Consider the following 24947-nt stretch of genomic DNA (forward strand, 5'->3'; position numbering starts at 1 on the left):
CAGAATCCACCCACTCGGTCCCGACGGCCGCCGGTCCCCCTTGACTCTCAAGTCGCTTGAGATCCCATAGTGATCGGCATGAACGAGCTCTACTCCATCGGAGACGTCGCCCGCCGCACCGGCCTGAGCGTGAGCGCGATCCGGTTCTACGCCGACGAGGGCGTCGTCACGCCCACCGGCCTCACCGGGGGCGGCTTCCGGCAGTACGACGTGCACGCCGTCGCCCGGCTCGAACTCGTGCGGACCCTGCGCGACTTGGGTGCCGGCCTGGACGACATCCGCCGGGTGCTGGGCGCGGAGACCTCGCTGCACGACCTGGCGGTCACTCATCTGCGCCTGGTCGAGGACCGGTTACGGCAGTTCCGGGCGCGCTCCGCCGTGCTGCGGACCATCGTGCGGCAGCACACCACAACGGAACAGGTGAGCCTCATGCACAAGCTCGTGTCGATGTCCGACGACGAACGCGACCGGCTCATCAGCGAGTTCTGGGACTTCGTGACCGACGGCCTGGACGTCCATCCCGGCTATGTCGACCAACTGCACAGCAAACGGCCCCATTTGCCCGAGGCCCCGTCCACCGAGCAGCTTGAGGCCTGGATCGAACTCGCCGAGATCGTGCGGGACTTGGAGTTCCGCACGGCGCTCCGGGACTTCCTCCACCGCACCTTCGGCACCGAGCAGGGCAGGCTGATGGCCTCGCCGGAGATGATGGCCCGCACAGAGAGGCATCGGAAGCTTCTCCTGGAGGCGCAGGCTTCCCAGCAGGCGGGCGTGCCCGCGGACTCGCCGCAGGCCCGGGACATCGCCGAGCGCGTGGCCGCCGACTCGGCGAGGCTGGTCACCGCGATGACCGGGGACCACGGACATGACATCGAGAAGGCCCGGCGCGGCATCGTCGACTTCGACCGGAACGGCAGAGGCGCGCAGACACTGGCCAAGGCGACCGGCCTGCAGTTGCTGACCAAGTACCACTCCCTGGTGGCGGCAATCAACGGCACCCCCAAGCCGGACCCGGAGCGGGCGGCGGCAGTCCGCGAGTGGATGGCCACCGCGCTCCGTCAGGGGCCGTCCGGCGGGTGACGCGGCCGGTCAGGACATGCCGAACATCAGCCACGCCTGCTTGGCGGCGAAGTCGGGGTAGAGCGTGTGCATGGCGTCGAACAACTCGCGGTCGGTGGACGCCTTCTCCTGGAGGCGCCCGAAGTCGGTGAGGTAGCGCTTCGTCGTCTCGATGCATTCGGCGGTGTCCGGGGCGCCGGGCTTCTTGTGGCCTGCCACGGCCGTCCTCGGGTTCAGGGCCGCCAGCCGGTCCAGCGCGGCGATCCAGTTCTCGCGGATCTTGGGAGTGGTGTCGGCGACGTACGCGTGGCACTGGTTGTACAGGACGTCACCAGCGACGACGAGGTCGATCGACGGGACGTACAGGGAGGTGCTGTTCTTGCCGTCGGTGTGGCCCTGCTCGATGATCCGCAGCTCGTGGCCCTCCAGGGTGAAGGTCTCGTCCTCGTAGGGCTCCGGCAGCGTGAGCGTGTTCGGCATCTGCCCCGGGAACCACTTGCGGAAGACCGGCAGCGCCTTCCCGTGCTCCTGTGCCAGTTCGACCGAGCCCGGTGTCGCGATGGCGCGGGCCTCGGGGTAGCGCCGGAGCAGCACGCCGAGACCGCCGAAGTGGTCGAGGTGGCCATGGGTGACGTAGATCGTGGGCAGGTTGCGGTGGTGCAGGGCGACCCCGCCGGTCAGTCGATGCCTTCGATGATGCGGAAGTCGCGCTCGACGCCGTCGGGGAGGGCCACCAGCGCCTTCTGGTATGCCTCGCTCTCGTATGCCGCGACGGCCTGTTCAAAGCTGTCGAACTCGATCAGAACGGCGCGTTGCGTGATTCCGGCCTCGCGGGCGACGACCCGACCGCCACGGGACAGGAGGCGCCCGCCCCCGGCCTGGACAGCCGGACGGGCCAGCTTGTCGTAGGCAGTCAGCCCCTCAGGGTCGGAAATGGGGGGATAGACACTGACCCAGTAGCCCTTGGCCATGGAAACCTCCTGTTGTTCGGCCGGACACGTCCGACTTCGAGTTGACACTCGGATCGATCGATCCAGGCGACGGGTACTGCGGTCAGTGGAATCGCCGTATGCGCAGGCTAGGGCTTGATGTGCGGTCGAGGGAAAGACCGGTACGGAATAGACTCAGAACGGATCGTTATCAATCGGCAGGGAGGGCACGTGGCGCCGGATACGGTGAGCCTGCGGTACTTCCTGGTGCTGGCGCAGGAGTTGAACTTCACCCGCGCAGCCGCACGGATCGGTATCGCACAGCCCGCACTCAGCGCCCGGATGCGCCGGTTGGAGGCGGAACTCGGTACGGCCCTGCTGGTCCGCAACACCCGTAGCGTCGTATTGACCACGGCCGGTGCGGCTTTGGCGGAGTCCGCGCCACCCGCGCTTGCGGCGCTGGACCGGGCATGGGACACCGCCCGGAGCGCGGCGGCCGGTGAACTGGGCACGCTGCGCATCGGATACAGCCTCAGCGCCGGGGCCGAGACGGCACCGGCCCTGGTGGACAGGCTGATTCGCGGCAACAGCGGACTCGAGGTCGGCGCGGTCCCGATGGCGACACCGGAGATCTCCCCCGCGGTCGCCGACGGCCGCATCGATGCCGGGATCACCCGCGGTGAACAGCCGGGCCGTGGCGTGCGCCGGTCCCTGCTGCGGCGTCAGCGCGTCGGGGTCCAGCTGGCGCAGCACCATCCGCTGGCCGAACACCCGGAGATCGAGATCGCCGACGCGGCCGCGTATCCGCTGCGACTCCCGGACCGTGCGGCCAACCCCGTGATCCACGATCAGCTGCGCGCACTGTTCCGAGACACCCGACCACACCCCCGATTCCACACGCCCGCAGTCTCTTTCGACATGTCTCAACGCGACCTGCGCGACGGGGTCACCCTCGCCCCGGCCGGAGAAGCCGCGGTCACGGCACAACCGGCCGGTCTCACCTGGCGACCACTGCGAGGCGCGCCCAGCCTGACGATCCACCTGGTCCTCCCACGCGAGCAGTCGGCCCTGCACCGCCGCATCCGTGCCGTCGCCAGAACCCTGGCGCACGAGCTGCACTGGCTGCCGGACTGACGCGCAAGAGGTCAAGCGAGACGAACGCCTTCGGTGGCGGGGCCGAAGACCCTGCGCCCGGCGGCACTTCGAAGCGGACCGTCTTCCCTCGTCGCCCACCGCGACCCCCTTCACACGGACACCGTGGGTGCCACGAGCGCACTCATACGTCAACTGCGGTGAAACAGGCGGCTGTTCAAGCCCACTCCGCTGTTCCGCTCCCTGCTGCCGTGTCGAGGTCCCGCCATGCTTCCGCGGTCAGATCGGTGGCGGTCCAGCGGGCTGCGGACACGACCTCCTCCGGGGTGCGGAAGCCCGCGACCACGCAGGCCACACCGGGGTCGCGCAGCGGAAAGCGCAGGGCGGCGTGCGGGAGTGCGGTGCCGTGTCGGGCGGACACCTCGGCGAGGAGCCGGGCGCGGCGCAGCGCCGGTTCCGGGGCGGGGCCGTAGTCGAAGGTGGCGTCGCTCGTAGGGTAAGTGCGGCTGAGCAGACCGGAGTTGAACGGTGCGGCGGCCACCACCGCGACCTCGCGTCCGGCGCACGCGTCCAGCAAGGGGCGGGCGGTGCGGTCGAGCAGGGTCCACCGCCCGGCCACCATCACGGCGTCGACCTCCGCCTCCTCGACGATGCGCAGCAGCGGGGCGACCGTGTTCATGCCGACGCCGACGGCACCGATGACGCCTTGGTCGCGCAGGGTCGTCAGCGCGGGCAGGGCATGGCCGAGGGTGGCGTCCAAGTGATCGTCGGGATCATGGACGTAGACGATGTCGACATGGTCGAGTCGCAGGCGGTCCAAGCTGGCTTCCAGGCTTCGCAGTACGCCGTCCCGTGAGTAGTCGGGGCAGCGGATCAGCGTGTCGGGTACGGCGAAGCCTCCTGCCGCCAGGTCGGATCCGGTGGGTGCCGGGTGGGGTTCCAGCAGTCGGCCGACCTTGGTGGAGACGGTGAACTCCGTGCGCGGACGGTGGGCGAGGGCCTCACCGAGCCGCCGTTCGGACAGTCCGAGGCCGTAGTGCGGGGCGGTGTCGTAGTAGCGCACCCCCGCGTCCCAGGCGGCCTCAAGGGTGGCCTGCGCCCGGCCGTCGTCGATCGGACTGTGGAGGTTGCCGATGGGGGCGGCGCCGAATCCCAGCGTGCTGACCCGGACGCTCGTACGACCAAGTGGGCGTGCCCTCACGAGGTTCCCGCTTCCACGGCTCGTGCCGCATAGAGAAGGATCTGCTTCATCTGGCAGGCAGGACCCTAAGGATGGGATCCATTTCACGCAACACTCCGACAGAAGTGCGCAGTTCATGCATGTTTGTCACCATCCTTGTAGGGCTTCGGGTCGAGATCTGTCCGATCTCTTCCCAACTCCCAGCGGCAGTGCCATATTGGCCACCGAAAATGAACCTGATTCATTCGTGGCACAAGAGGGGACTCGCCTTGGGCGACTCAACACCGGCCTACCGTCCGGGATATGAGCTGGTCGCGGAACAACTGCTGGAGTACATCGCCCAGCAGAACCTGCGACCCGGCGACCGCCTCCCCACCGAACAGGGCCTGGCCCAGATCCTCGGAGCCTCCCGCAACGTCACCCGCGAGGCCGTGAAGGTGCTGGCCGCGATCGGCCGGCTTCAGGTGCGGCGGGGCGCGGGCATCTTCGTCGCCGCCTCGGTCGGCGGACTGCTGGACGACGAACTCTCGCACTTCCGGCCGACCGGCATGGAAGACGTCCGGATGCTTCTGGACTACCGCAAGGTGATCGAGTCGGAGACCGCACGCCGTGCCGCCTCCCACGCCACTCCGATCGAGGTCAGGGCCATACGGGAGAGCGCGGAGAGCTCCCTGACGGCGGCCACGATGAACGACGTGGACACCTTCGCCAAGGCGGACGCGGCGTTCCACGACGCGGTGGGCGCCGCCTCGCACAACGTGTTCCTGAGGGCGAGCGTCGCCGGTGTGCGGCGCCTGGCGTCCCAGTCCGACGTGCTGCTCTTCCACGGTGACGTGCCCGGATCGCTGGAAGTCGCCGCACATCAGCATGTGGCCATAGCGGAGGCGGTCGCCGCGGGGGCGGCCGATCTCGCCGAGCGGCTGATGGTGGAGCACATCGCCACCACCCAGAGCCAGTTCGAGAGCAAGATTCGCGACCGGCTGTTCAGCCCCGAGGCTCAGCCGCCCTCTCCGGAGGCGCCGGCCTCGTAACCCGGCCGACCCCGCATGTGCCGCAGCACGGCGATCGGGTCGCCCGACGCCCTCAAGTCCCGGTGGACGACCGGGACTTGCAGGTATCAACCTCCCTCAGGCGATTGGATTCGCGTGTCTCATCCGTCTGCGCGCAGGGGCGCCTTCACGCCGCTGCGAAGAAGTCTCACGGCCGCCTTCTCGGTGGCCGCGATGGCCGCCCTGCTGAACGCCGCACCGGCCCGGGCGGCTGCCGCACCGCCGGACCTGAACGTCTATGTCTCCCCGACCGGCCGCGACGCGGGCTCGGGAACGGCCGCACACCCCTTCAAGACCCTTGACCACGCACGGGATTACGTACGCGGCGTCAAGCAGAAGGCCAAGGGCGACATCCACGTCCGGCTGCTGTCCGGCACCTACCAGCTCAGCCGTACGTTCGCCCTGACCGCCCGGGACTCCGGCACCGACGGGCACCGGATCTTCTACGAGGCCGCCCCCGGCGCCCACCCGGTGATCAGCGGAGGCAAGCAGATAACCGGCTGGGTTCCGTCCGACAGCGCGGGACAGGTCTACAAAGCCAAGGTCGGGGACATCGACACCCGACAGCTCTATGTGGACGGCGAGTTGGAGACCCGCGCGCGTAGCGGCAAGAACCCCGCCGGCTTCAGCCAGACGTCGACCGGCTACGCCTTCACGGACTCCTCCCTCAACTCCTACAAGCGTCCTTCGGATCTGGAGGTCGTCAGCTCCTGGGGCTGGAAGCTGATGCGCTGTCCCGTGCAGTCGATCGCCGACAACAAGATGACGATGCAGCAGCCCTGTTGGCACAACGCGCATCTCCAGCAGGGCCAGGAGATCCAGAACCCGACCTGGCTGGAGAACGCCCGCGAGCTGCTGGACACGCCCGGTGAGTGGTACCTGGACAAGGGTGCGGGCGAGATCTACTACATGCCCAAGTCCGGCCAGAACCTGTCCACTTCGACCGTGACCGTGCCGCAGGTGCAGGACCTCGTGGACCTCAACGGCACGCGGACGGCCCCCGTCAGCAACGTGTCGTTCCAGGGCATCACCTTCTCCTACTCCACCTGGCTCGCGCCCAGTTCGTCCGAGGGCCTCATCGAGGGCCAGGCCGGCTTCCGGATGGTCGGCAACGACCCCACCTTCGACGCGACCCGTCTGAAGTGGCAGAAGACGCCGGGCGCAGTCAACGTCAACTACGGCCACGGGATCGGTTTCGAGGGCAACACCTTCACCCATCTCGGCGCGGTGGGGCTGAACTTGAACACCGGTACGCAGGGCACCGACATCACGGGCAACGTCTTCCGCCAGATCGCCGCCACCGGCGTCCAGATCGGCGGGGTCGAGGTGATCGACGCCCACCCCGACGACCCCCGGGACATCACCAAGGACACCCAGGTCGCCAACAACGTGGTCACCAAGGTCGCCGACCAGTACAACGGCTCCATCGGCATCCTGGCCGGCTACACCGACCACACCACGATCACCCACAACAAGGTCTACGACCTGCCCTACACCGGCATCTCCGTCGGCTGGGGCTGGGGCCTCACCGACCAGGGCGGCGACACCAACTACCCCGGGAATCTGGGGGTCCCGATCTGGGACACCCCCACGACCAGCCGCGACACCAAGGTCACGGACAACGAGATCTACGACATCATGAAGTCGCAGGCCGACGGCGGCGCCATCTACACGCTGAGCTCCAACCCCGGCGGCGTGGTGTCCGGCAACTACATCCACGGCACGCCACCGCCCGCCTACGGCGCGATCTACCACGACGAGGGCAGCCGGTACTGGACGAACACCGGCAACGCCCTGTGCGACGTGGCCTACCAGTGGCTGTTCCTCAACCACGGCATGGACATCGACGCCACCGGCAACTACACCACCCAGCCCGCCTTCTCCACCCAGGCCAACAGCACGGGCAGCACCATCAGCGGCAACACCACCGTGGGTTCCTGCGCCCAACTGCCCGCCTCCATCGTCAACAACGCGGGTCTGCAAGCGAGTTACCGCCACCTCGACCCGGGCCCGGCCGTCACCGACCACCAGGCGCCCAGCAGGCCCGGCACGCCGAGCGCGGTCACCGACTTCCCGACGATCGCGGACCTCACCTGGGCCGCGTCCACCGACGACACCGCGGTCACGGGCTACTCCGTCTACGGTGACGGCAAACTGGTCAGCGCCACCGGCAACACCTCGGTGCGCCTCCCGGGCCTGACCGCCGGAAAGACGTACACCTTCAAGATCACCGCCCGTGACGCCGCCGGCAACGAGTCCCAGCCCAGCCAGGCGCTCAAGGTCACCATGCCGTCCGGCTCCGACCTCGCGCTGAAGAAGCCGATCACCGCCTCGTCGTACTCGGAGGCCAACACCCCGGAAAAGGCGGTCGACGGAGACCTCTCCACCCGCTGGGCGCAGGGCCTCGGTCTGCCCGACCCGTCCTGGTTCCAGGTCGACCTCGGAGCGTCGTACGACGTGAACGGCGCGATCACGACCTTCGAGAAGGCGAGCGGATACAAGTACCGCATCGAGGTCTCCCCCGACGAGGTCCACTGGAAGACCCTCGCGGACCGCACCGCCGCGAACACCACGGCGGCGACGGACTACGTCCACACGGACACCCCGGTCGCGGGCCGCTTCGTCCGGCTGACCGTCACCGGCTCCAGTTGGAACGGCGGCAGCATCTACGACTTCCAGGTCTACGGCACCCCCAGGACCGTCACCGACCACACGGCCCCGACCGCTCCCGGACAGCCCACGGTCAAGCCGCTGCTGCCCAGCCTGGCCGATGTCAGCTGGCCGGCCGCGACCGATGACACCGGCGTGACCAGCTACGTCGTCTACCAGGACGGCAAGCGGATCGGTGTCACCGACGCCACCACCCTGCGGGTCTCCGCTCTGACCGCCGGCACGCAGTACTCCTTCACCGTCGTGACACGGGACGAGGCGCTGAACACGTCCGACCCGAGCAAGGCGGCTGTCGTCACCACGCCGGCCGACAACGACCTGGCCCTGAACAAGACAGCGACCGCGTCCTCAGAGTCGGACGGCTATGTCCCGGCGAAGGCGGTCGACGGCGATCTGTCGACCCGCTGGGCGCAGGGCCTGGGACTGCCCGACCCGTCCTGGATCCAGGTCGACCTCGGCAAGGACACCGCCGTATCCGCCGTGGTCACCACCTTCGAGTTGCCGAGCGGCTACAAGTACCGCCTGGAGTACTCCACCGACGGCCAGAACTGGTCGACGTTCGAGGACCACACCGCCGAGAGCACCACCGCGCGGACCAACTACGCCTTCGCCGACACCTCCGTCACCACGCGCTACCTGCGCCTGACCGTCACCGGTTCCAGCGGCAACGGCGGCAGCATCTACGCGCTCCAGGCGTACGGCGGCTTCTGAGCACGCGGTTCCCCAGCCGAAACGTTTCCCTACAGAAGACGAAAGCCAGGATGAAGATCACCCATGTCGAAGTACACCGGATCGATGTTCCGGCAGCCAGTCCGCCCTTCCGCTGGCGCGACGGGCTGAGCGGCAGCGCTCCGGTGGGCGACGGCGCGGTCCTGCACATCGGGACGGACGAGGGGGCCGAGGGCGTCGCGCTGTTCGCCCGCCCTGGCGCCCACCTCGTCCTGCGGGATCTGGTGGACCGGGTCTTCCGCGCGGAGCTGGTCGGAGCCGATCCGTTCCAGCGGGAGTGGCTGTGGCACCGGGTGTGGGAGCTGGACCGTATCCACGAACTCCCGCTCCCCACCCTGGGGTTGATCGACATCGCCCTGTGGGACCTGGCCGGCCGTTACCACGGCGAACCGGTCTGGCGCCTGCTCGGCGGTTTCCGGGACGCCATCCCCGCCTACGCCTCCACCTCGACGTTCGCGAGCATCGCGGAGTTCCTCGACGTGGCGGACCAGTGTCTGGCCCTGGGGTATCGCGGGATCAAACTGCACGCCTGGGGCGACGCCCGCCGTGACGCGGAACTGTGCCTGGCCCTGCGCGAGCACGTCGGTCCCGACGTCCCGCTCATGTACGACGGGTCGGCGGGCTTCGACCTGCCCGACGCGATCCGGCTGGGACGGGCGCTCTCCGAGGCCGACTACCTCTGGTACGAGGAGCCGATCCGCGAGTTCAGCATCTCGGCCTATCAGCGGCTCGCCGAGACCGTAGCCGTACCGCTGCTGGTGGCGGAGACCTCCGACGGAGCGCACATGAACGCGGCGGACTTCATCCGGTCCGGTGCCGCCACCTTCGGTGTCCGGGCCGGTACCACCCTCCGGGGTGGCATCACCGGCGCCATGCGCACCGCGCATCTCGCCGACGCCTACCGGCTGCGGGCCGAGGTGCACGGTTCGGACATTCCCAACCACCACCTGTGCATGGCCATCTCCAACACCACCTACTACGAGTCCCTGGTGACCTCGGTGAACGTCGTCCGAGAGCGCCACGTGGACGACCAGGGCCTGGTGCACGCCCCCACGGGGCCCGGCATCGCCCTCCCCCTCGATTTCGGCTACGGCGGCCGGCTCCTGCCGTTCGTCGAGCAACCGCGCTGAGCGGCGCGAGAACAGAAAGGCAAGGCAAGACGATGGAGTCTTCCCGATCTCCGAGAACCGGTCGGCGTCACTCGCTGCTCCGCGCGGCGGCCATCACGCTGTCCCTGGCCACCGCGGCGGCACTGGCGGGCTGCGCCAGCGCCGACACCACCACCCCTTCCGCCGCCAAGCAGTCGGCGTTCAAGCCGGTCACCCAGAAGGCGGGTTCCCAGATAACGGTGTGGGCCGACTCGACCAGGCTGCCGTCGGTGCAGGCCTACCAGAAGTCGCACCCCGACGTGAAGATGAAGATCGTCACGTACGACGGCGGCGCCGACGGATCGACGTATCTGCAGTCGAAGGTGCAGCTGTTCGACCGGACCGGCAGCGGCTGGCCGGACGTGGTGTTCGGCAATCCGACCGACGTGACCTGGGCGTCGGAGGCGACCAAGCCCGGCGCGCAGCCGTTCGCCGCTCCCCTGGACGAGAAGCTCGTACCGCAGAGCACGCTCGACGGCTTCGCCAAGGGCTCCCTGACACCCTGTCAGTTCGGTGGCCACACCTACTGCATGCGCAATGACATCGCGCAGGTCCTCCTCTGGTACAACAAGTCCCTCATGGACAAGTGGGGTTACCAGGTCCCCACCACCTGGCAGGAGTACGAGGCCCTCGGCAAGAAGGTCGTCAGGGAGCACCCGGGTTACCTGGTCGGCTCGGTCGGTGACACCAACTCCCATGAGTCGTACTTCTGGTCGGGCCAGTGCCCCGCGTTCGACCTGGTGAAGCCCGACACCCTGCGCACGGACCTCCAGGACCCGAAGTGCACCCGGATGGCGACGCTCCTGGACAACCTGATCAGCGCCAAGGCCGTCGCCACCCAGGGCTTCTTCAGCCAGGGCTTCGCCAAGAACAGCGGCTCCAAAGTCCTTATGGCGTACGGCCCTTCCTGGTACGGCCAGTACCTCTTCAAGGCCGGCTTCAAGACCCCGGCCAAGCAGATCGCCGCCGCGCCCCCGCTCGCCTGGGAGGGAGAGAGCACGACCGCCACGGGCAACGTCGGCGGCGGGGTGTGGATGGTGTCCTCGCACAGCGCCAACCTCAAGGCGTCCTCGGACCTGGTCACCTGGCTGACCACCTCCGACGCGAACCAGGCCACCGCGCCCACCTATCCGGCCTACACCCGGGCCGCGAAGGCCTGGCTGGCGAACCCGGCCAACAAGGACTACTTCGCCAATGATGTGAGCGGGCCGTTCGAGCAGGCCGCGAACGAGGTGTGGACCGGCTGGTCGAACACCAGGTTCTCGGACTCCACCGCCTGGTCCAGCGTCGTCCTCCCGGCGCTGACCGCCGGAAAGAGCCTGACCGAGACACTGCCGGCCTGGCAGCAGGAGATCGCCGGCGAGGCCAAGACCCAGGGCTACAAGGTGGTCGATCAGTGACCTTGCTGGAGACCGAGCGCGTCGCCGTCTCCCCCGTGCGCCGCGGCACCACGCCGCGGCGCACGGGCCGCGGTCGCGCGGGCTACTTCTTCGTCGCCGGGTACGCGGTGCTGCTGCTCGCGTTCGGCGTCTTTCCCACCGGGTACGCGTTCTATCTGTCGCTCACCAACGACCGGGGCCAGTTCACCGGGGTCAACCAGTTCGTGAAGGTCGTCCAGGACTACCGCTTCGTCCCGGCCTTCACCCACATGCTGGTCTACCTGGTCATGTGGCTGGTGACCCTGGTCGTCCTGGTCGTGCTGACGGCGGTGGTCCTGCGCAGCCGCGTGCGTCCGGGCACCTCGGCGCTCTTCCGCTTCCTCTACTACATCCCCGGCGCCCTCGCCGGAGTGGCGAGCGTGCTGGTCTGGCTGTTCATGCTGGACCCCGATGTCAGCCCGGTGTCACGGCTGTTGACCGCCCTGGGGTTCAAGACGTTCGCCGCCGTCCTGGCGCCCGGCAACCTGCCGCTCATCCTCATGCTGATCGCCTTCTGGACCGGCGCCGGCGGCTGGATGGTCGTGATGTACGGGGCGTTGAACAACATCCCCGACGAGGTGCTGGAAGCGGCCCGCATGGACGGCGCGGGCCCGTGGCGCACCGCCTGGCACATCCAGATCCCGATGATCCGGCAGTGGATCGTCTACATGACGATCATGGCCTTCGCGACGGGCACCCAGCTGTTCGTCGAGCCCCAACTCCTCCAGACGGCCAGCCTCGGCAGGGTCAGCCCCACCTGGTCACCGAACCAACTGGCCTACGTCTACGCCTTCCAGCAGGGCGACTTCAACGGCGCCGCCGCCATCTCCGTCGTCCTCCTGGCCGTGGGTCTCCTCGCCGCCGGCCTCCTGGTCGCCCGCTCGAACCTGTTCACGTTGGACGAGAAATGACACAGACGACTCTCTCCCTGACGGCCGTGAGACGACGCGTCCGCCCGTCAAAGAGCCTCCCCTTCCTGGTAGTCGGTCTCCTCCTGGCCTTTCTCCTGGTGTTCTTCGTGCTGCCGGTGATCTGGCTCCTGCTGGCACCGTCGAAGACCGCCGGCGAGGTGGTGCGGGACAATCCGCTCTCCTTCGGTTCCTTCCATCAAATAGGCGCGGCCTGGCGGCACTTGTTCGCCTTCCAAGATGGCGCCATGTCGAGATGGCTGCTCAACTCGGCCGTCTACTCGGGCGGTTCACTCGTCCTGACACTGACCGTCAGTGTTCCGGCCGGCTACGCGCTGGCGCTGACGAAGTTCCGGGGACGCAAGACGCTCCTCGTGATCACCCTGGTCACCATGATCATGCCGCAGGCCACCCTGGTGCTGCCGATCTTCCTGGAGCTCAACCGCTTCCATCTCATCGGCACCGTCTGGTCGTTGATCCTCCCCTTCTCCTTCTATCCGTTCGGCGTGTACCTGGTCTACATCTACTTCGGGAGCAGCCTCCCCAGGGACCTGCTGTCCGCCGCGCGGATCGACGGCTGCACGGAGTGGCAGCTCTTCTCCCGCATTGCGCTCCCGCTCGCCAAGCCGGTCGTCGGACTGGTCGCGTTCTTCAGCTTCGTCGGCAACTGGAACAACTTCTTCCTGCCGTATCTCGTGCTGCCGAACAGCGAGCAGTTCCCCGTCCAGGTGGGCCTGAACCAACTGCTCACCTCCACACCGTCGTTCAACCCCGTCGCCGGCGCCGGACTGAACATCACCATCCCCGAACTCGCCCTGGCCATCGTCATCGCCATCCTCCCCGTGCTGGTGCTCTTCGTCTTCTCGCAACGCACGCTGGTGTCCGGGATGCTCGCCGGATCGAGCAAGGAATGACCGGCACTCCGGCCCCCGAAGGAGACCCCGTGTACCGGCTCGATCCGCGCTACGCCCCCGCCCCGCAGGCCGTCCTCCGCACGGGCTGGCAGGCGGTGGCCTTCCAACTCCCTTACGGCCGCGCAGTGGTGGCCATCGACGGCCCCCCGTCCGTCGACTGGTCCCGCCTCGCCGATCGCCTCGAACACGAACTGACCGAGCGCGGCACCCCTGTCACCCTGCTCGACGTCCGGACCCACTACGCACCGCAGGCACTCGTCGGAAGCCGTACCGAGCGACCGGCGGACGCCGACGACCCCTACTTCCGCAAGCTCGCCGACAATCCCCTCGACGACCTCTTCGAAAACCTGCCGCCGTCCGCACTGCCGACGGAAGGACTGCTCCTCGCCTACGGGCCCGGCGCGGCCCTCGTGGAGCACGACGTGCTCTGGTACGCCGATGTGCCCAAGCGCCACGCGGAGGCCGCCGTCGGCGCGGGTGAGCTGGGTGCCAACCTCGGTCTGCCGGACGAGAAGCCCGACTTCAGACGCCTCTTCTACATCGACTGGCCGATGCTGGACCGGCACCGCGACGCGCTCGCCCGCCGCCTCGACGCCTGGCTCGACATGCAGCACCCCGACCACCCGGCGTGGCTCGACGGAGCAGGCCTGCGCGCCACCTGCGCCACCCTGGCCCGCCGGCCCGTCCGCACCCGCCCGTACTTCAACTCCACACCCTGGGGCGGCCATTGGGCGCAGCGCGAGCTCGGCTTCAACACCGACTCCCGCAACACCGCGCTCGGTTACGAGCTGATCGCACCCGAGGCAGGCATCCTCATCGGCACCGGACCGGAGGCCCAGGCCGAGGTGCCGTTCCAACTCATGTGCGTGCTGGAACCGTTGAGCGTGCTGGGGGCAGGGGTGCACGCCCGCTTCGGCACGTCCTTCCCGATCCGCTTCGACTATCTCGACACCGTCGGCGGCGGCAGCCTCTCCGTGCACTGCCACCCCAAGGAGTCGTACATGCGCGAGCGTTTCGGCTGGGCGTACACCCAGCACGAGACGTACTACCTGACCCTCGGCAGCACCGACACGAAGGTGTACCTCGGCCTGCGCGAGGACGCCGACGTCGATGTCTTCCGCAAGGAGGTGGAGCGGGCCATCACCGACGGAGTCCCCATGGACCCCGAGGACCATGTCCTCGCCTTCCCCGCCGAGCAGGGCCAGTTGTTCCTGATCCCGGCAGGCACCCCGCACGCCAGCGGCGCGGGCAACCTCGTCCTGGAGATCAGCGCCACCCCGTACCTCTACAGCCTGAGGTTCTACGACTGGCTGCGGCCCGGCGCCGACGGCAACCCGCGCCCGCTGCCGTACGAGCACGGGTTCGCCAACCTTGAGACCGGCCGACGCGGCGAGGCCGTCGCCCATGACCTGGTCCAGCAACCGCGCACGCTGCGCGAGGGCACCGGCTGGCGGGAGGAGGTCATCGGCGAACTGGCCGAGATGTTCTACGAGGTCAGGCGCTTCGTGCTCGACGCCGGGGCCGAGGCCGCCGATGACACGCAGGGCCGGTTCCACATCCTGAACGTGGTGGAGGGGGAAGGCGTCACCGTGCACACGGCGGCCGGAGACCGGCACGAACTGGCCTACGCGGAGACGCTGACCGTACCGGCCGCGGTCGGCCCGTACACCCTGCGGGCAACCGGTGACGCCCCGGTACGTGTCGTGAAGGCGCTGGTCCGTTGATCCCTGTCCTGGAGATCGGCGGCACCCATGTCACCGCGGCGCTCGTCGACCTGCGCGACGGCCGCGTCACCAGCCGCACGCGCAAGCCGCTCGACGCCGACGGCGCCGCCGAGGACATCCTCGACGTCGTACGGTGCTGCGCCGACGGGCTGTCGGTGCCTCCTGGTGCGCGGTGGGGCGTGGCGGTGCCCGGGCCGTTCGACTACGCGAGGGGGGTCGCCCTCTTCCGGGGCGTGGGGAAGTTCGACGCCCTGTACGGGATGGACGTCCGGGCGGCCCTCCTGCACGGACTGCGGCAGCGTCCCGGCGACATCGTGTTCCTCAACGACGCCCACGCCTTCCTGACCGGCGAGTGGTCCACGGGCACCGTCCGGGGGCATCGCCGGGCCGTGGGCATCACGCTCGGCACCGGTGTCGGCTCGGCGTTTCTCGCCGACGGTCGCATCTGCGACAACGGTCCCGGCGTACCGCCCGAGGGGCGGATGGACCTCACCGAGATCGACGGCCGACCGCTGGAGGACACCGTCTCCCGCCGCGCGATCCTCGCCCGCTACGGCGACCCCGCCGCCGATGTGCACGACATCGCCGGACGAGCCAGGGCAGGAGAGGAGCGGGCTAGGCGGGTGCTGGACGGCGTCTTCACCGGACTGGGCGCCGTGCTGGGCCCGCGCCTGCTGGTCTTCGGCGCGACCGCCCTGGTCGTCGGAGGATCCATGGCCCGCTCCTGGGACCTCGTCGCCCCCGCGCTGTCCGCCGGCCTCGTGACCGGGGGCTGGACACCGGACGCCCCGGGTGCCGACGTGGAATCACCGTCTCTCGGAGCCCGACACCCGCGCGCGATGAAACCTGCCGACTCCGCAGGGGACGCGGCGCTCGTGGGCGCGGCCCGCGCGGCGGGGGCCTGAGACCACGGCTGAACCTCCGCAGCGGGCGTTGCGTATCCATCCGCAGGGACAACTCCGGTCTCTGCCACGGGACGTGACGTAAGGAGAGCGCCGTGCCCATACCGCCCGCGTCCGAGTCGGCGGACGACCGCACCGCGCTGGAACCCATCCGCGTGCTGCGCCCTCGCAACACCGACGCGCTGGCCCAACTCCTCGAAGAAATACGCCAGGACGAGCACTATCGCGGCCACGCGACCGAGACCGCGCCCGTCCCGCACACCTCGGCCGACGGTGGAACAGAGGAACTCCCGCCCGTCCCCGGCGACGAGACGGAGGAACCGACCGCACGCGACCGCAACTCCCGCCCGCGCCTGGGACCCGGGCAGCGTCGGGCGGCCATCGTGATCGCGGTCGCCGCGGCGGCGGTCGTCGGCTTCGGCTGCTCTCTCCTGATCCCCGGACCCACCGCAGCCACCCCGGCCGCACCCTCGGCAAACGCGTCGACCGCCCCGACGTCCGCCGCCCCAACATCGGCCGCCCCGAGCGCGGTTGGAGCCGCCGACGTCCTGACGAACCCCGGCTTCGAGTCGGGTGGCATCTCGCCGTGGAACTGCGCCGGCCACCCGGGCTCGGTCGTCTCCTCCCCCGTCCACACGGGCTCCAAAGCCCTTATGGGGACGGTGAGTTCGAGCGACACCGCGCAGTGCGACCAGACTGTCGCGGTACGACCGAACACGGCCTACTCACTCAGCGGCTGGGTCCGCGGCTCCTACGTCTACCTGGGCGTGAGCGGCGGCACCTCCACCTGGACCACTTCCCCGTCCGGCTACAGCCTCCTGACCGTCTCCTTCACCTCGGGTCCGTCCCAGACCAGCGCGACGATCTACGTCCACGGCTGGTACGCGCAGGGCGACTACTACGCCGACGACATCACCCTGAGCGTGTCGGGTGGCGGCGGCCATACCTAGAGTGGGACGCGTGACCGACACCAGCGACACCCGCCCCGCCGACACCGAGGCGCACGCTCCACGGCGGAGCCCACTGCGCCGTGTGATGCGCTACCTCCCCCTGATCGCCCCGGTCCTGTTGTGGGCCGTGCCCTGCGGGGTGCTCCTGTACACCGGCCAGCACTGGCCGCTGCCGGTCACGCTCGCCGGCACCGCGCTCTTCGTCCTCGGCCTCGTCGTGATGCCGCTCGCGATGGGGCGCGGCCACGGCCGACGCCAGCAGGACCGGGCGGCGATCGTCGGTGACACGCTGCTCGGCGGCAGCTGGATCCTGTTCACCTGGTCCGTGCTGCTCGGTGTCCTGCTGCGGCTCGCCCTGACCGTGGCCGGCGTCGGCGACGGCGAGGACCGGGCCCGCATCGTCACCTGGGCCGTCCTCGGCACCACCGCCGTACTGCTCGCCTGGGGGTACGCCGAGGCCCGCCGCGTACCACGCGTACGCCGCCTCGACGTACAACTCCCGCGACTGGGCGCCGGGTTGGACGGCACCCGTGTCGTCCTCATCACCGACACCCACTACGGCCCGCTCGACCGCGCCCGCTGGTCGGAGCGGGTGTGCGAGACCGTGAACACCCTGGAAGCCGACCTGGTCTGCCACACCGGCGACATCGCGGACGGCACGGCCGAACGCCGCCGCGCCCAGGCCCTGCCCCTCGCCACCGTGCAAGCCTCCCGGGCCCGGGTCTACGTCACCGGCAACCACGAGTACTACAGCGAGGCCCAGGGCTGGGTCGACCTGATGGACGAGCTGGGCTGGGAGCCGCTGCGCAACCGGCATCTGCTGCTGGAACGCGGCGGCGACGCCCTCGTGGTCGCCGGGGTGGACGACGTCACCGCCGAGTCCTCCGGCCTGGCGGGCCACCGCGCCCACCTCGCCGGAGCCCTGAGCGGCGCCGACCCCGACCTGCCCGTCCTGCTCCTGGCGCACCAGCCCAAGTTCGTCGACCGGGCGGCAGCCGCGGGCATCGACCTCCAGCTCTCCGGCCACACCCACGGCGGCCAGATCTGGCCCTTCCACCACCTGGTCCGCCTCGACCAGCCGACCGTGGCCGGCCTCAGCCACCACGGCTCCCGCACGCTGCTCTACACCAGCCGCGGCACCGGCTTCTGGGGCCCGCCGTTCCGCGTCTTCGCCCCCAGCGAGATCACCCTGCTGGTACTCCGCTCACCGCAGCCGCCCACGGCGCCGTAGCCCCGTCAGCGCCCCCGCCCCCGCGGCTTCGACGCCGGCGGGGGCAGCTTGAGCTCTCTGGGACACGTCGAGGACTCCCGGCGCTCGGGCAACTGCTACGGGGCAAGGCCGGACGCTGTGATCTCTCGGAGAACCGGTGCATGTGAACACCCGGGCGGGAGAGCGCACTTCCAAGAACCCGAGGCGGACCGCGGTGGCGGCTCGTGCGTGAGAACCCTCATCCGGCGAAGAGCCGCTCTGACCGCGACTACGCCCTACTTCGAGTCCGTACGCAGCCACCTCCTGGCTGAGCACGAGGCGGGAACGGTGCGGGTCGAGGACGTGGACCTCGCAGCCACCCAGTTCCTGGGCATGATCTCCAACTACGTCTTCTGGCCGACACTCCTGGTGCCGGGCCGGGAGGTGAGCGCCGAACGCGTCGCTCAGGTGGTCGACGAGGCCGTCCGCACCATCGCCGCCCGGTACGCCACGACTGGACCAGGGGCGTCCACCGACGACTGAGTCCCGCCGACCGCGACAGGGTCCCGCCGCCACCGAAAGACCTCACGCCTACGCAATCCGGGCCTTCGGCACCAAAGGCGTTCGCGGTGCATCCCGGGGCGGAGACCGAAGGAGGGAGTCTCGATGTGTTGACCCACCTCGGTCAGCCTGGCATCAGCACGGGCCGACAAACTGGTCCGCACCCGGATCTGGACGTTCACTCGCCTCGGATCAGTTACGTATCCCTCACGTCCTGGTGGCCTGGGAGTGAGCTGGTCATTATGACTGCATGACATTGGCCTCGCGTGCCTGCACGCAACTGGCGACCTGGCCCGACCTCACCGAGGCGGAGCCGAGCTGCGGTGTCGGCCGGGCCCTGCGGTCCGCCCATGGCGAGATCGCCCACTTCCACTCCGACGACGACGTCGACCTTTACCTCACGGCCGGAACCATAAGACGTTTCGAGGACCACCTCAGGGCGGCAGCGGCCGTGCAGCTCGTACCCGGCTCTCCTTGGGTGACGCTGCACCTCGGCGTTCCCTCGGATGTTCAACTCCTCATGACTCTGGTCAGCCTCGCCCTCCAGACTCAGCAGGCGCGGCCGGTTCCGGGCGACGCTCCGCGAGCGGAATGCAATGATCATCGCAGCTCGGTCCGTCCGGGCGAGAATCTCGGCGGAGGCTGAGGGGAACCTTCCAGGCGGGTGCAGCTGTGGCACGGTCCCGCCGAGGTCGAGGCGGCCGTGGCCAGCGCTCACGCAGGTACTCCCCGAGCCGTACACCCGACTCCTGCTCACGTCCGCTGGAACATGGTCGTCGTTCTGGAAAGCGGGGCGCAGACGATCCTCCGGTCCCGCGGTGATCGGGCGTTGCTCGATCGGCTGTTCATCGCCCTGGTGGGTCCGTACATGAGGCGGGGTCAGGTGGCGACGTCGCCGCTCGGTCACCCCTTCTCCGAGCGGATCACGGCAACGGGGCAGTCCGCGTGGCGCAGTGCCGCCCGGCTGACCGGGCCCAGCAGTGCACCCGCGAGGCGGTCCCGGTTTCGTGAGCCGACCACGACGAGCTGTGCGCGGGTGCTTGCCTCGACGAGTGCCCGGCAGAGCCCGCCTCGGACGTGGGCGCGGTGCACGGTGACGTCCGGGTACTTCTCGCTCAGCACGGACAGAGCGTCGGCGAAGGCGTTGTGCGACCGGCTGTTCCACGCGGTCGTCCTGTCGAGCACGACCAGGTTCGCGCCACGGGCCGACGCCTCGGCGTAGGCGAACTCCGCCGCTGCCCGGCCCGCGGGGAATCCTCTCGGTCCGGTACTGCTGCGTCTCGGCTCCGAGCACCGGTGCCTGCGCCATGGACACCAGCACCGGCACCGGCATCCAGACCTGGACCAGCTTCAGCGGCAGGCTGAGCAGTGTGCCTCGCGGGCTGCCCGCTCGGCCGCCGCACGGCTCTCGGCGGAGCCGTCGAGGCCGACGGTGACGGTGCGAGTCATGATGTCCACCTTCTGGATCGGGGTTCTGATGCGAGCCTGGTCCTCGGACGAGGCGCCCGGCAGAGACCGCAAGTCCCGGCAAGGGACCGAACGGCCCTGGCCGGTGCTCGGCGCGGCAGGCCCACCGACGAGCCCGCCGCCCCTCCCGCGATCACCGCAGCCAGTGGCTACGGCGGACCAGCGGGAGTTTCGCCCACAGCCGTCCGAGGCCGAGGGTGTCGCCGGCGGAGACGGCGGCCAGGGCGATCAGGACGACGGCGTAGATGAGGTGGTAGTCCACGAACGGGTTCGGCGACATGCTCGGCGAGCCGTCAGAGAGGTGCCGGGCCGGCGGCCACTCGGCCAGCCACATGAACGCCATCATCAAGGTGCCCGCGACGGCCGCGAAGCGCAGGGCGACACCGGCGACGAGCGCGACCCCGACTCCGAGCAGACCGAGCATGAACAGCCAGTCGACCGAGGTGTCCCCGGCCCAGGAGTGGAACGTGGACTCCATCGGCCCCGCGGCGACGGAGCTCAGGAAGCCCTTGGTCGGTGAGCCGCCGTCGATCCAGCCCTTGCCTGAGGGGGTTGCATAGCCGAGGCCGAAGGTCTTGTCGAGGAAGGCCCACAGGAAGACGAACCCGGTGAGCAGGCGCAGCGACGCGAAGGCGTAGGCCCGAGCGGCGTGGGTGTCCCTGCGTGCCGACACGGTGGAGTCGGATACGGAGACGGGGGCGCTCCCGTTGCTGCGGAAGGACGGCAGGCGGAAGCCCTCGCTGCGGTGAGGGGGCTCGTGAACGGCCATGGTGGTGATCCCTTCGGGGAGGAGTGGGACTGTCGTCCGGTCGGTGCCTGACGCTCCTCACTCTTGTCTCGCGGGGCGGCCGGTGCCGGATGCCGAAGGTCCGTGGCCGCAGGGCTGAACGGCCCGGTCTGCAGGGACTGTTGGGGTGCGCGCCGAAGCTCATGGAGACCGATTCCCCGGGATCTCAGCAATGGCCGAGCCAGCCCCTGCGCCCCCGTGGGCACCGTGCTTATGCCGAGCGGGTCACGGCGACCCGAACCCTTCGACAGACCCTCGTGATGAAGTGGCCTCGTGCCCCGTCGGAGTGCTCGCGGAAGACAACCGTGGGATCGGAGCGATCGGAGCGCCCGGTGAGTTGTCGTAGCTTGGTGCGGCTGCTGTGCTCCACGAGGATCGGCACGTAGGTGGGGATACGAGCGTTGCTGAGCGGCTGGTAGGCGTCCTGCACCACATCGCGCACGATCGCAGCCGTCAACAGGTCGGCGTAGGAGGTCGTCAGTCGGTCCGTCAGTTCCTGAATGGCGTCAGGTACCGCGGCTTCGGCCGTGTTGGCGCCCATGGGGCGCTCCTCACTGTCGCAGACGGCCGACCGCGGCAGCCGATCAGTGTCCAGGTGCTCGGTGTCGGCCTGTCCTCTTCCCACACTTGCACGGATCGCATCCGTGGCACGAACTGCCGGATCTGTTCATCACCTCACCGTCTCGAACCGGTCGGCCTGCGGAGCGGGCGGCCGAAGGTCCGTGGTGTCGGCACTCCCGGTTGCCTCGTTCACACCGTCAGCAGGTCGGCGGCGGGGTGTCGCTGCCGACTCCGGCGCGGGATGTACGCGACTGATCGGCGCCGTCCGGGGCATCCGGCAGGCAGCGACGCAGCCACCGGGATCACGTGTGGCTCGTCGTCCACCGGTAGGGGTAGACAGATGCTCGCATTCGTGGCCGCCGCGTTCTTCGCCATCGCCTTCATCATCCGTGTCACCGAAACGTCGACCGACGTGATCTTCAGCCCGACGAGCCTCATGCTCGTCGGACTCGCCTTCCTCGCTGCGCACTCGGCTGGCGTGGGGGCGGGCTGGTCCACCCGGCGAAGCTCCGGCCGGGGAAGCTCCACCCGGGGCAACTCCAGCCGGAGGAGCGCGAGTCGACGCTGAGCGAGCGATGCGTTCCGTCCTCTCGCCGACGGATCCGAACGCGGCGCCACCTCGGACTACCCACCATTGGAGTGCGTCGAGGACTTGATAGAGAGTCAGGCTTTCGTGAGGGCTCTTGGGTCGTGGCGCCTCAGGGCAAGGAAGGCCTGTGCGGCGGTGACGAGGGTGACGTGGGGGCCCAGGCCCTGGTAGGGCGGCAGATGCGGCTCGGCAGCGGCGGGCCGGGCGATCTCCTTGGGCTCGACGGCCATGACGTAGGACCAGCCGTACTCCTCCAGGGCCAGGCGGAAGGAGACACTGCGGCCGTAGCCGCAGTCGGCCACGATCACCGGCACCGACCGCCGCCCTCCGACCGGCCATAGCACGTCGCTGGTGCCGGTCGAAGGAGCCCGTGTCACCAGCGTTCTCACATGGCCGGCCTTGAGCCGGACGTCTCGCCTGTCGGTCGCGAGTCGCACCCCCGGTCCTCCGCGTAGAACCGCCGCAGCGCGTGCCGCAGCGCACGCTGCATCAGCACTGGGAACGGCTCTCCCTCCCAGGTGGCGACCAGAGCCGATGCCACGTCCGGAACATCGGTGTTGCACTGCCGTGAGACATCCACCAGCAGGTTCCTGGCCGGCCCACGGTGGCAGGGGACCAGGACCATCACCATGCCGCAGGCCTGGTCGACGACCGCACCGGCGGCCGGCGCGAGCCGCAGCTGATCGGCCTCCGCACGCGGCGCCACGGCATCCTGTTCGGCCGGTTTCCCTGCCGCGGTCTCGGCCCTCAGATCCCACCAACCCCTTGGAACCGCGGTTGTGCGACGCATGGCATCTGCCTCTCCACGATTTCGGCGCGTCCGGCGTGGCCGAAGCCGACCCGGAACATCTGGATGTCAGGCAACTTCATCGGTAACCCGCGTCATCGCGGTCCCACCGGTCCCGATGATGCCGGTGTTCCCCGAGATCGGACCCGTCGCCACGGATCCAGCCCCTCCCCGGGATCGCGGCCGTAGCGGGGGGCGCCGAAAGACCAGCACGGCCGCGGCCATCCACCAGAGGGGGTTGAGGAACCCGAAACCGAACAGGATCAGGGCGACGACGAGAAGCAGGACGAACACGGCGGGCCTCCCCGGAGCAGGAGCAAGACGTCACTGCCGGGGGCCGGGGCCTGTTCGAACAGCGTAGCTCTGCCCGGAGGTTGCGGGTAGCGCCCATGTAACGGTCGGCCACCCGGAACAGATGGCCACTTGGCACCTGTCCCGGGAGTGCCGCGAGGGCTAGCGTGCGTGGTACGGCCCGAGCCCCCGGCAGCGTCGATCACCTCTCGCGCTCCCTCGGGGGCGCACTTCGCGCATCAGTGCCGGAACCGTCCCGCCCCCAACGGGCCGCTCCCGCACCCGTCGTCGCCACGGATCCCGGCGCGGCACCGATGCGCCCCAGGCGGGCCCCTCTCCGACGCCCGCCGCCTCGCACGCACACCACCGCAGGCGGCACACATGTACGCCCTGATCCTTCCGGCCTCGACCCCCTTCGTCCTGCTCGCCACCGTGATGGGCCTCTCCTGGTGGGAGGACCACATCCTGCCGACGCCGGCCGAGCCGGTCGACATTCCCGCCGAGACTCCGTTCGTCCCAGCGGCCCCCGCCCAGCTCACCGAACTCCTCAGCGTCGACACTCCGTTGACACGGGAGGTCGCCAGGCGTTGACTGACAGCACGGCGTAGGGCTGTGCCACTCCGGATCACTCGGCAGCACTCCACCTCCCCCGCTTCGCCCGGACCCCGCGGAACTCAGGAACTTCCCGCGATCTGGAGGCCCGGCGATGATCCTTTGGATTCTTCTCTTTCTGCTGATCCTGGTGGTGTTCGGGTTCGGCTTCACCATGCAGACCCTTTGGTGGGTCGCCGCCGTACTCCTGGTCGTTTGGATCTTCGGCTTCGCGAGGCGCGGCCGCGGCGGGGGCGGACGCGGCCGTAGCCGTAGCCGCCGGTCCGGCCGCAGTCGCGGGTAGTCCGCACAGCGAACAAGCAGAGGACAAGCAGAGGACAGTCATGAGTGTCGGACAGACGATCAAACACATGACCCAGGCGTTCAAGGGCCGGGTCACCGAACGCATCGGCCGCACCACCCGCAACAGGCGACTGCAGCGGCGCGGCAGGACCGACCAGATCTCCGGAAACCTGAAGCAGTCCGGCGACAAGGCGAAGGACGCCTTCAAGCACTGACCAGCACCGCCCCGGGTGGCGCCCGGATCGCGCGGACGCCACCCGGCAGGCCAACGCGGAATTGATGAGGCCGGCACATGAAGCCGAACGCCCTACGAGCCGAGAGCCGGAGAAGGCCGCCATGCTCACCGTCGTGATCATCGCCGTGATCGTCATCGCGGCGGCCGTCTTCTTCATCGTCGGACGCGGACGCATCCGGGCCGACGGCGGGCGCGGGCTCAAGCACCGCTTCGGGCCCGAGTACGACCGTGCCGTCGCCGCTCACGACGGCGACACCAAGGCCGCCGAGAAGGAACTCGGCGAACGCGTCCAGCAGCACGGCTCCCTCCAGGAGCGGCCGATGTCGCCCGAAGCCCGCGCACAGTACGTAGCTCAGTGGGCCGACATCCAGGAACGGTTCATCGACTCGCCGCACAAGGCCGTCACCGCGGCCGACGCACTCCTCGCCGGCCTGGCGAGGGACCGCGGCTTCCCCGACGGCGAACGCTTCGACGACCAGCTCGCCGCCCTCTCTGTCCATCACGCCGCCCACGTCCACGGCTACCGCAGCGTGCACACGGCAGCACACGGCCAGGGCGACACCGAGGAAATGCGGGAGGCCGTGCTCGATGCCCGGAGCCTCTTCGAGGCGCTGGTCGCCGAACAGGCGGGCGACGGCGACCGGCGCCGTCCGTCTTCCCCCGACGGCAACGGCCACTGGCCGTTTGCACTGAACCGACGCCCCACGAAGGGAAGCAGCACCTGATGTCGCACCACGCCGAACACGCACGACAACCCCGGCCCGGGGCCCCGGATCCCGCGGTGAGGCGCGCTCCGCAGACACTCCGCACCCCATCCGGTCACGTCTCCAGCAGGCCCTAACGCCTTCGTCGACGACCCGCGCCGGACGGTGGAAGAGGCCGACACCGTCTTCGACGAGGTCGCCACCCAGTTC

General features: G+C 69.4%; 25 protein-coding genes and 2 pseudogenes. 18 read left to right on the forward strand and 9 right to left on the reverse strand.

What is annotated here, in order from left to right; translation table 11 throughout:
• The first annotated feature begins 78 nt into the window (after window positions 1–78).
• Window positions 79–1080 carry a MerR family transcriptional regulator gene (locus OC490_RS06955; protein WP_262056931.1) on the forward strand — a complete coding sequence of 334 codons (1002 nt, stop codon included), beginning with the start codon at window positions 79–81 and terminating at the stop codon, window positions 1078–1080.
• Between the two features lie 9 nt (window positions 1081–1089).
• Here the strand turns inward: OC490_RS06955 and OC490_RS06960 are convergent, their stop codons facing one another.
• Both OC490_RS06960 and OC490_RS06965 read right to left on the reverse strand, forming a co-directional pair.
• Window positions 1090–1824 carry an MBL fold metallo-hydrolase gene (locus OC490_RS06960; RefSeq protein ID WP_315986661.1) on the reverse strand — a complete coding sequence of 245 codons (735 nt, stop codon included), beginning with the start codon at window positions 1822–1824 and terminating at the stop codon, window positions 1090–1092.
• Window positions 1737–2030, reverse strand: coding sequence for a DUF1330 domain-containing protein (locus OC490_RS06965; protein WP_262056932.1), 294 nt, complete (start codon window positions 2028–2030; stop codon window positions 1737–1739). Before OC490_RS06965 ends, OC490_RS06960 begins: the two co-directional genes overlap by 88 nt.
• 189 nt (window positions 2031–2219) lie before the next feature.
• Between OC490_RS06965 and OC490_RS06970 the strand changes: the two genes are divergently transcribed.
• The gene (locus OC490_RS06970; RefSeq protein ID WP_262056933.1) at window positions 2220–3122 is read left to right on the forward strand and encodes a LysR family transcriptional regulator; all 903 of its coding nucleotides are present in this window, start codon (window positions 2220–2222) and stop codon (window positions 3120–3122) included.
• A gap of 175 nt (window positions 3123–3297) precedes the next feature.
• Here the strand turns inward: OC490_RS06970 and OC490_RS06975 are convergent, their stop codons facing one another.
• On the reverse strand, window positions 3298–4281 hold the full coding sequence (locus tag OC490_RS06975; protein WP_262056934.1) for an aldo/keto reductase: 984 nt from the start codon (window positions 4279–4281) through the stop codon (window positions 3298–3300).
• A gap of 209 nt (window positions 4282–4490) precedes the next feature.
• Between OC490_RS06975 and OC490_RS06980 the strand changes: the two genes are divergently transcribed.
• The 12 genes and pseudogenes from OC490_RS06980 (at window position 4491) to OC490_RS07035 (ending at window position 19068) form a co-directional block, all read left to right on the forward strand.
• Window positions 4491–5291: a FadR/GntR family transcriptional regulator gene (locus tag OC490_RS06980; protein WP_200710082.1), complete on the forward strand. Its 801-nt coding sequence runs from the start codon at window positions 4491–4493 to the stop codon at window positions 5289–5291.
• 192 nt (window positions 5292–5483) lie between these two features.
• Window positions 5484–8690, forward strand: a complete 3207-nt coding sequence (locus tag OC490_RS06985) for a discoidin domain-containing protein (RefSeq protein ID WP_262057189.1) — start codon at window positions 5484–5486, stop codon at window positions 8688–8690.
• Between the two features lie 50 nt (window positions 8691–8740).
• The gene (locus tag OC490_RS06990; RefSeq protein ID WP_262056935.1) at window positions 8741–9838 is read left to right on the forward strand and encodes an enolase C-terminal domain-like protein; all 1098 of its coding nucleotides are present in this window, start codon (window positions 8741–8743) and stop codon (window positions 9836–9838) included.
• Window positions 9839–9870: 32 nt separating this feature from the next.
• The gene (locus OC490_RS06995; protein ID WP_262056936.1) at window positions 9871–11256 is read left to right on the forward strand and encodes an ABC transporter substrate-binding protein; all 1386 of its coding nucleotides are present in this window, start codon (window positions 9871–9873) and stop codon (window positions 11254–11256) included.
• Window positions 11253–12185 (forward strand): carbohydrate ABC transporter permease, encoded by a 933-nt coding sequence (locus OC490_RS07000; protein WP_262056937.1) that lies wholly within the window; start codon window positions 11253–11255, stop codon window positions 12183–12185. The genes OC490_RS06995 and OC490_RS07000 overlap by 4 nt, the downstream gene beginning before the upstream one ends.
• Window positions 12182–13096, forward strand: a complete 915-nt coding sequence (locus OC490_RS07005; RefSeq protein WP_262056938.1) for a carbohydrate ABC transporter permease — start codon at window positions 12182–12184, stop codon at window positions 13094–13096. The genes OC490_RS07000 and OC490_RS07005 overlap by 4 nt, the downstream gene beginning before the upstream one ends.
• Before the next feature lie 29 nt (window positions 13097–13125).
• The gene (locus OC490_RS07010; RefSeq protein WP_262057190.1) at window positions 13126–14820 is read left to right on the forward strand and encodes a class I mannose-6-phosphate isomerase; all 1695 of its coding nucleotides are present in this window, start codon (window positions 13126–13128) and stop codon (window positions 14818–14820) included.
• Window positions 14817–15725, forward strand: coding sequence for an ROK family protein (locus OC490_RS07015; protein WP_262056939.1), 909 nt, complete (start codon window positions 14817–14819; stop codon window positions 15723–15725). Before OC490_RS07010 ends, OC490_RS07015 begins: the two co-directional genes overlap by 4 nt.
• Before the next feature lie 428 nt (window positions 15726–16153).
• Window positions 16154–16663 (forward strand): annotated as a pseudogene (locus OC490_RS07020) (carbohydrate binding domain-containing protein); the annotation flags it as partial.
• A 19-nt stretch (window positions 16664–16682) separates the two neighbouring features.
• The gene (locus tag OC490_RS07025) at window positions 16683–17903 is read left to right on the forward strand and encodes a metallophosphoesterase (protein WP_262056940.1); all 1221 of its coding nucleotides are present in this window, start codon (window positions 16683–16685) and stop codon (window positions 17901–17903) included.
• Between the two features lie 207 nt (window positions 17904–18110).
• A complete protein-coding gene (locus tag OC490_RS07030) occupies window positions 18111–18404 on the forward strand; it encodes a TetR/AcrR family transcriptional regulator C-terminal domain-containing protein (protein WP_262056941.1) in 294 nt (97 codons plus the stop codon).
• Between the two features lie 268 nt (window positions 18405–18672).
• Window positions 18673–19068, forward strand: a complete 396-nt coding sequence (locus OC490_RS07035; protein ID WP_262056942.1) for a luciferase family protein — start codon at window positions 18673–18675, stop codon at window positions 19066–19068.
• Between the two features lie 257 nt (window positions 19069–19325).
• Here OC490_RS07035 and OC490_RS07040 read toward each other — a convergent pair whose 3' ends face one another.
• The 4 genes and pseudogenes from OC490_RS07040 to OC490_RS07050 all read right to left on the reverse strand — a co-directional run bounded on the left by OC490_RS07040 (window position 19326) and on the right by OC490_RS07050 (window position 21217).
• The gene (locus tag OC490_RS07040; protein WP_262056943.1) at window positions 19326–19607 is read right to left on the reverse strand and encodes a universal stress protein; all 282 of its coding nucleotides are present in this window, start codon (window positions 19605–19607) and stop codon (window positions 19326–19328) included.
• A gap of 28 nt (window positions 19608–19635) precedes the next feature.
• Window positions 19636–19871: pseudogene (locus OC490_RS49520) on the reverse strand (universal stress protein); the annotation flags it as partial.
• Window positions 19872–20022: 151 nt separating this feature from the next.
• A complete protein-coding gene (locus OC490_RS07045) occupies window positions 20023–20658 on the reverse strand; it encodes a DoxX family protein (RefSeq protein ID WP_262056944.1) in 636 nt (211 codons plus the stop codon).
• Between the two features lie 229 nt (window positions 20659–20887).
• Window positions 20888–21217, reverse strand: coding sequence for a three-helix bundle dimerization domain-containing protein (locus OC490_RS07050; RefSeq protein WP_262056945.1), 330 nt, complete (start codon window positions 21215–21217; stop codon window positions 20888–20890).
• 360 nt (window positions 21218–21577) lie between these two features.
• Between OC490_RS07050 and OC490_RS07055 the strand changes: the two genes are divergently transcribed.
• Window positions 21578–21805 (forward strand): hypothetical protein, encoded by a 228-nt coding sequence (locus OC490_RS07055; RefSeq protein ID WP_262056946.1) that lies wholly within the window; start codon window positions 21578–21580, stop codon window positions 21803–21805.
• 95 nt (window positions 21806–21900) lie between these two features.
• On the opposite strand, the gene OC490_RS07060 is transcribed toward OC490_RS07055, so the two are convergent.
• Complete coding sequence (locus OC490_RS07060) at window positions 21901–22140, reverse strand: transposase (protein ID WP_262056947.1); 240 nt, start codon at window positions 22138–22140, stop codon at window positions 21901–21903.
• 71 nt (window positions 22141–22211) lie between these two features.
• Window positions 22212–22616 carry an ANTAR domain-containing protein gene (locus tag OC490_RS07065; protein WP_262056948.1) on the reverse strand — a complete coding sequence of 135 codons (405 nt, stop codon included), beginning with the start codon at window positions 22614–22616 and terminating at the stop codon, window positions 22212–22214.
• A 669-nt stretch (window positions 22617–23285) separates the two neighbouring features.
• On the opposite strand from OC490_RS07065, the gene OC490_RS07070 reads away from it, so the two are divergent.
• From OC490_RS07070 to OC490_RS07085, 3 genes are all read left to right on the forward strand, one after another.
• Complete coding sequence (locus tag OC490_RS07070) at window positions 23286–23495, forward strand: hypothetical protein (RefSeq protein WP_262056949.1); 210 nt, start codon at window positions 23286–23288, stop codon at window positions 23493–23495.
• A 344-nt stretch (window positions 23496–23839) separates the two neighbouring features.
• Window positions 23840–24013, forward strand: coding sequence for a CsbD family protein (locus OC490_RS07080; RefSeq protein WP_262056950.1), 174 nt, complete (start codon window positions 23840–23842; stop codon window positions 24011–24013).
• A gap of 121 nt (window positions 24014–24134) precedes the next feature.
• Window positions 24135–24758, forward strand: a complete 624-nt coding sequence (locus OC490_RS07085; RefSeq protein WP_262056951.1) for a hypothetical protein — start codon at window positions 24135–24137, stop codon at window positions 24756–24758.
• Window positions 24759–24947 lie beyond the last annotated feature (189 nt).

The sequence above is a fragment of the Streptomyces sp. STR69 genome (assembly GCF_024519455.1).
In the GTDB taxonomy this organism is placed as follows: Bacteria; Actinomycetota; Actinomycetes; order Streptomycetales; family Streptomycetaceae; genus Streptomyces.

What these genes read in the sequence shown, in the direction of transcription:
- OC490_RS06955 (WP_262056931.1), top strand. Translation starts at nt 79, where the DNA reads ATGAACGAGCTCTACTCCATCGGAGACGTCGCCCGCCGCACCGGCCTG.
- OC490_RS07055 (WP_262056946.1), top strand. Translation starts at nt 21,578, where the DNA reads ATGCTCGCATTCGTGGCCGCCGCGTTCTTCGCCATCGCCTTCATCATC.
- OC490_RS06965 (WP_262056932.1), bottom strand. Translation starts at nt 2,030, where the DNA reads ATGGCCAAGGGCTACTGGGTCAGTGTCTATCCCCCCATTTCCGACCCT.
- OC490_RS07005 (WP_262056938.1), top strand. Translation starts at nt 12,182, where the DNA reads ATGACACAGACGACTCTCTCCCTGACGGCCGTGAGACGACGCGTCCGC.
- OC490_RS07070 (WP_262056949.1), top strand. Translation starts at nt 23,286, where the DNA reads ATGTACGCCCTGATCCTTCCGGCCTCGACCCCCTTCGTCCTGCTCGCC.
- OC490_RS06985 (WP_262057189.1), top strand. Translation starts at nt 5,484, where the DNA reads ATGGCCGCCCTGCTGAACGCCGCACCGGCCCGGGCGGCTGCCGCACCG.
- OC490_RS07080 (WP_262056950.1), top strand. Translation starts at nt 23,840, where the DNA reads ATGAGTGTCGGACAGACGATCAAACACATGACCCAGGCGTTCAAGGGC.
- OC490_RS07065 (WP_262056948.1), bottom strand. Translation starts at nt 22,616, where the DNA reads ATGCGTCGCACAACCGCGGTTCCAAGGGGTTGGTGGGATCTGAGGGCC.
- OC490_RS07085 (WP_262056951.1), top strand. Translation starts at nt 24,135, where the DNA reads ATGCTCACCGTCGTGATCATCGCCGTGATCGTCATCGCGGCGGCCGTC.
- OC490_RS06990 (WP_262056935.1), top strand. Translation starts at nt 8,741, where the DNA reads ATGAAGATCACCCATGTCGAAGTACACCGGATCGATGTTCCGGCAGCC.
- OC490_RS07045 (WP_262056944.1), bottom strand. Translation starts at nt 20,658, where the DNA reads ATGGCCGTTCACGAGCCCCCTCACCGCAGCGAGGGCTTCCGCCTGCCG.
- OC490_RS06995 (WP_262056936.1), top strand. Translation starts at nt 9,871, where the DNA reads ATGGAGTCTTCCCGATCTCCGAGAACCGGTCGGCGTCACTCGCTGCTC.
- OC490_RS07050 (WP_262056945.1), bottom strand. Translation starts at nt 21,217, where the DNA reads ATGGGCGCCAACACGGCCGAAGCCGCGGTACCTGACGCCATTCAGGAA.
- OC490_RS06980 (WP_200710082.1), top strand. Translation starts at nt 4,491, where the DNA reads ATGAACCTGATTCATTCGTGGCACAAGAGGGGACTCGCCTTGGGCGAC.
- OC490_RS07035 (WP_262056942.1), top strand. Translation starts at nt 18,673, where the DNA reads ATGACATTGGCCTCGCGTGCCTGCACGCAACTGGCGACCTGGCCCGAC.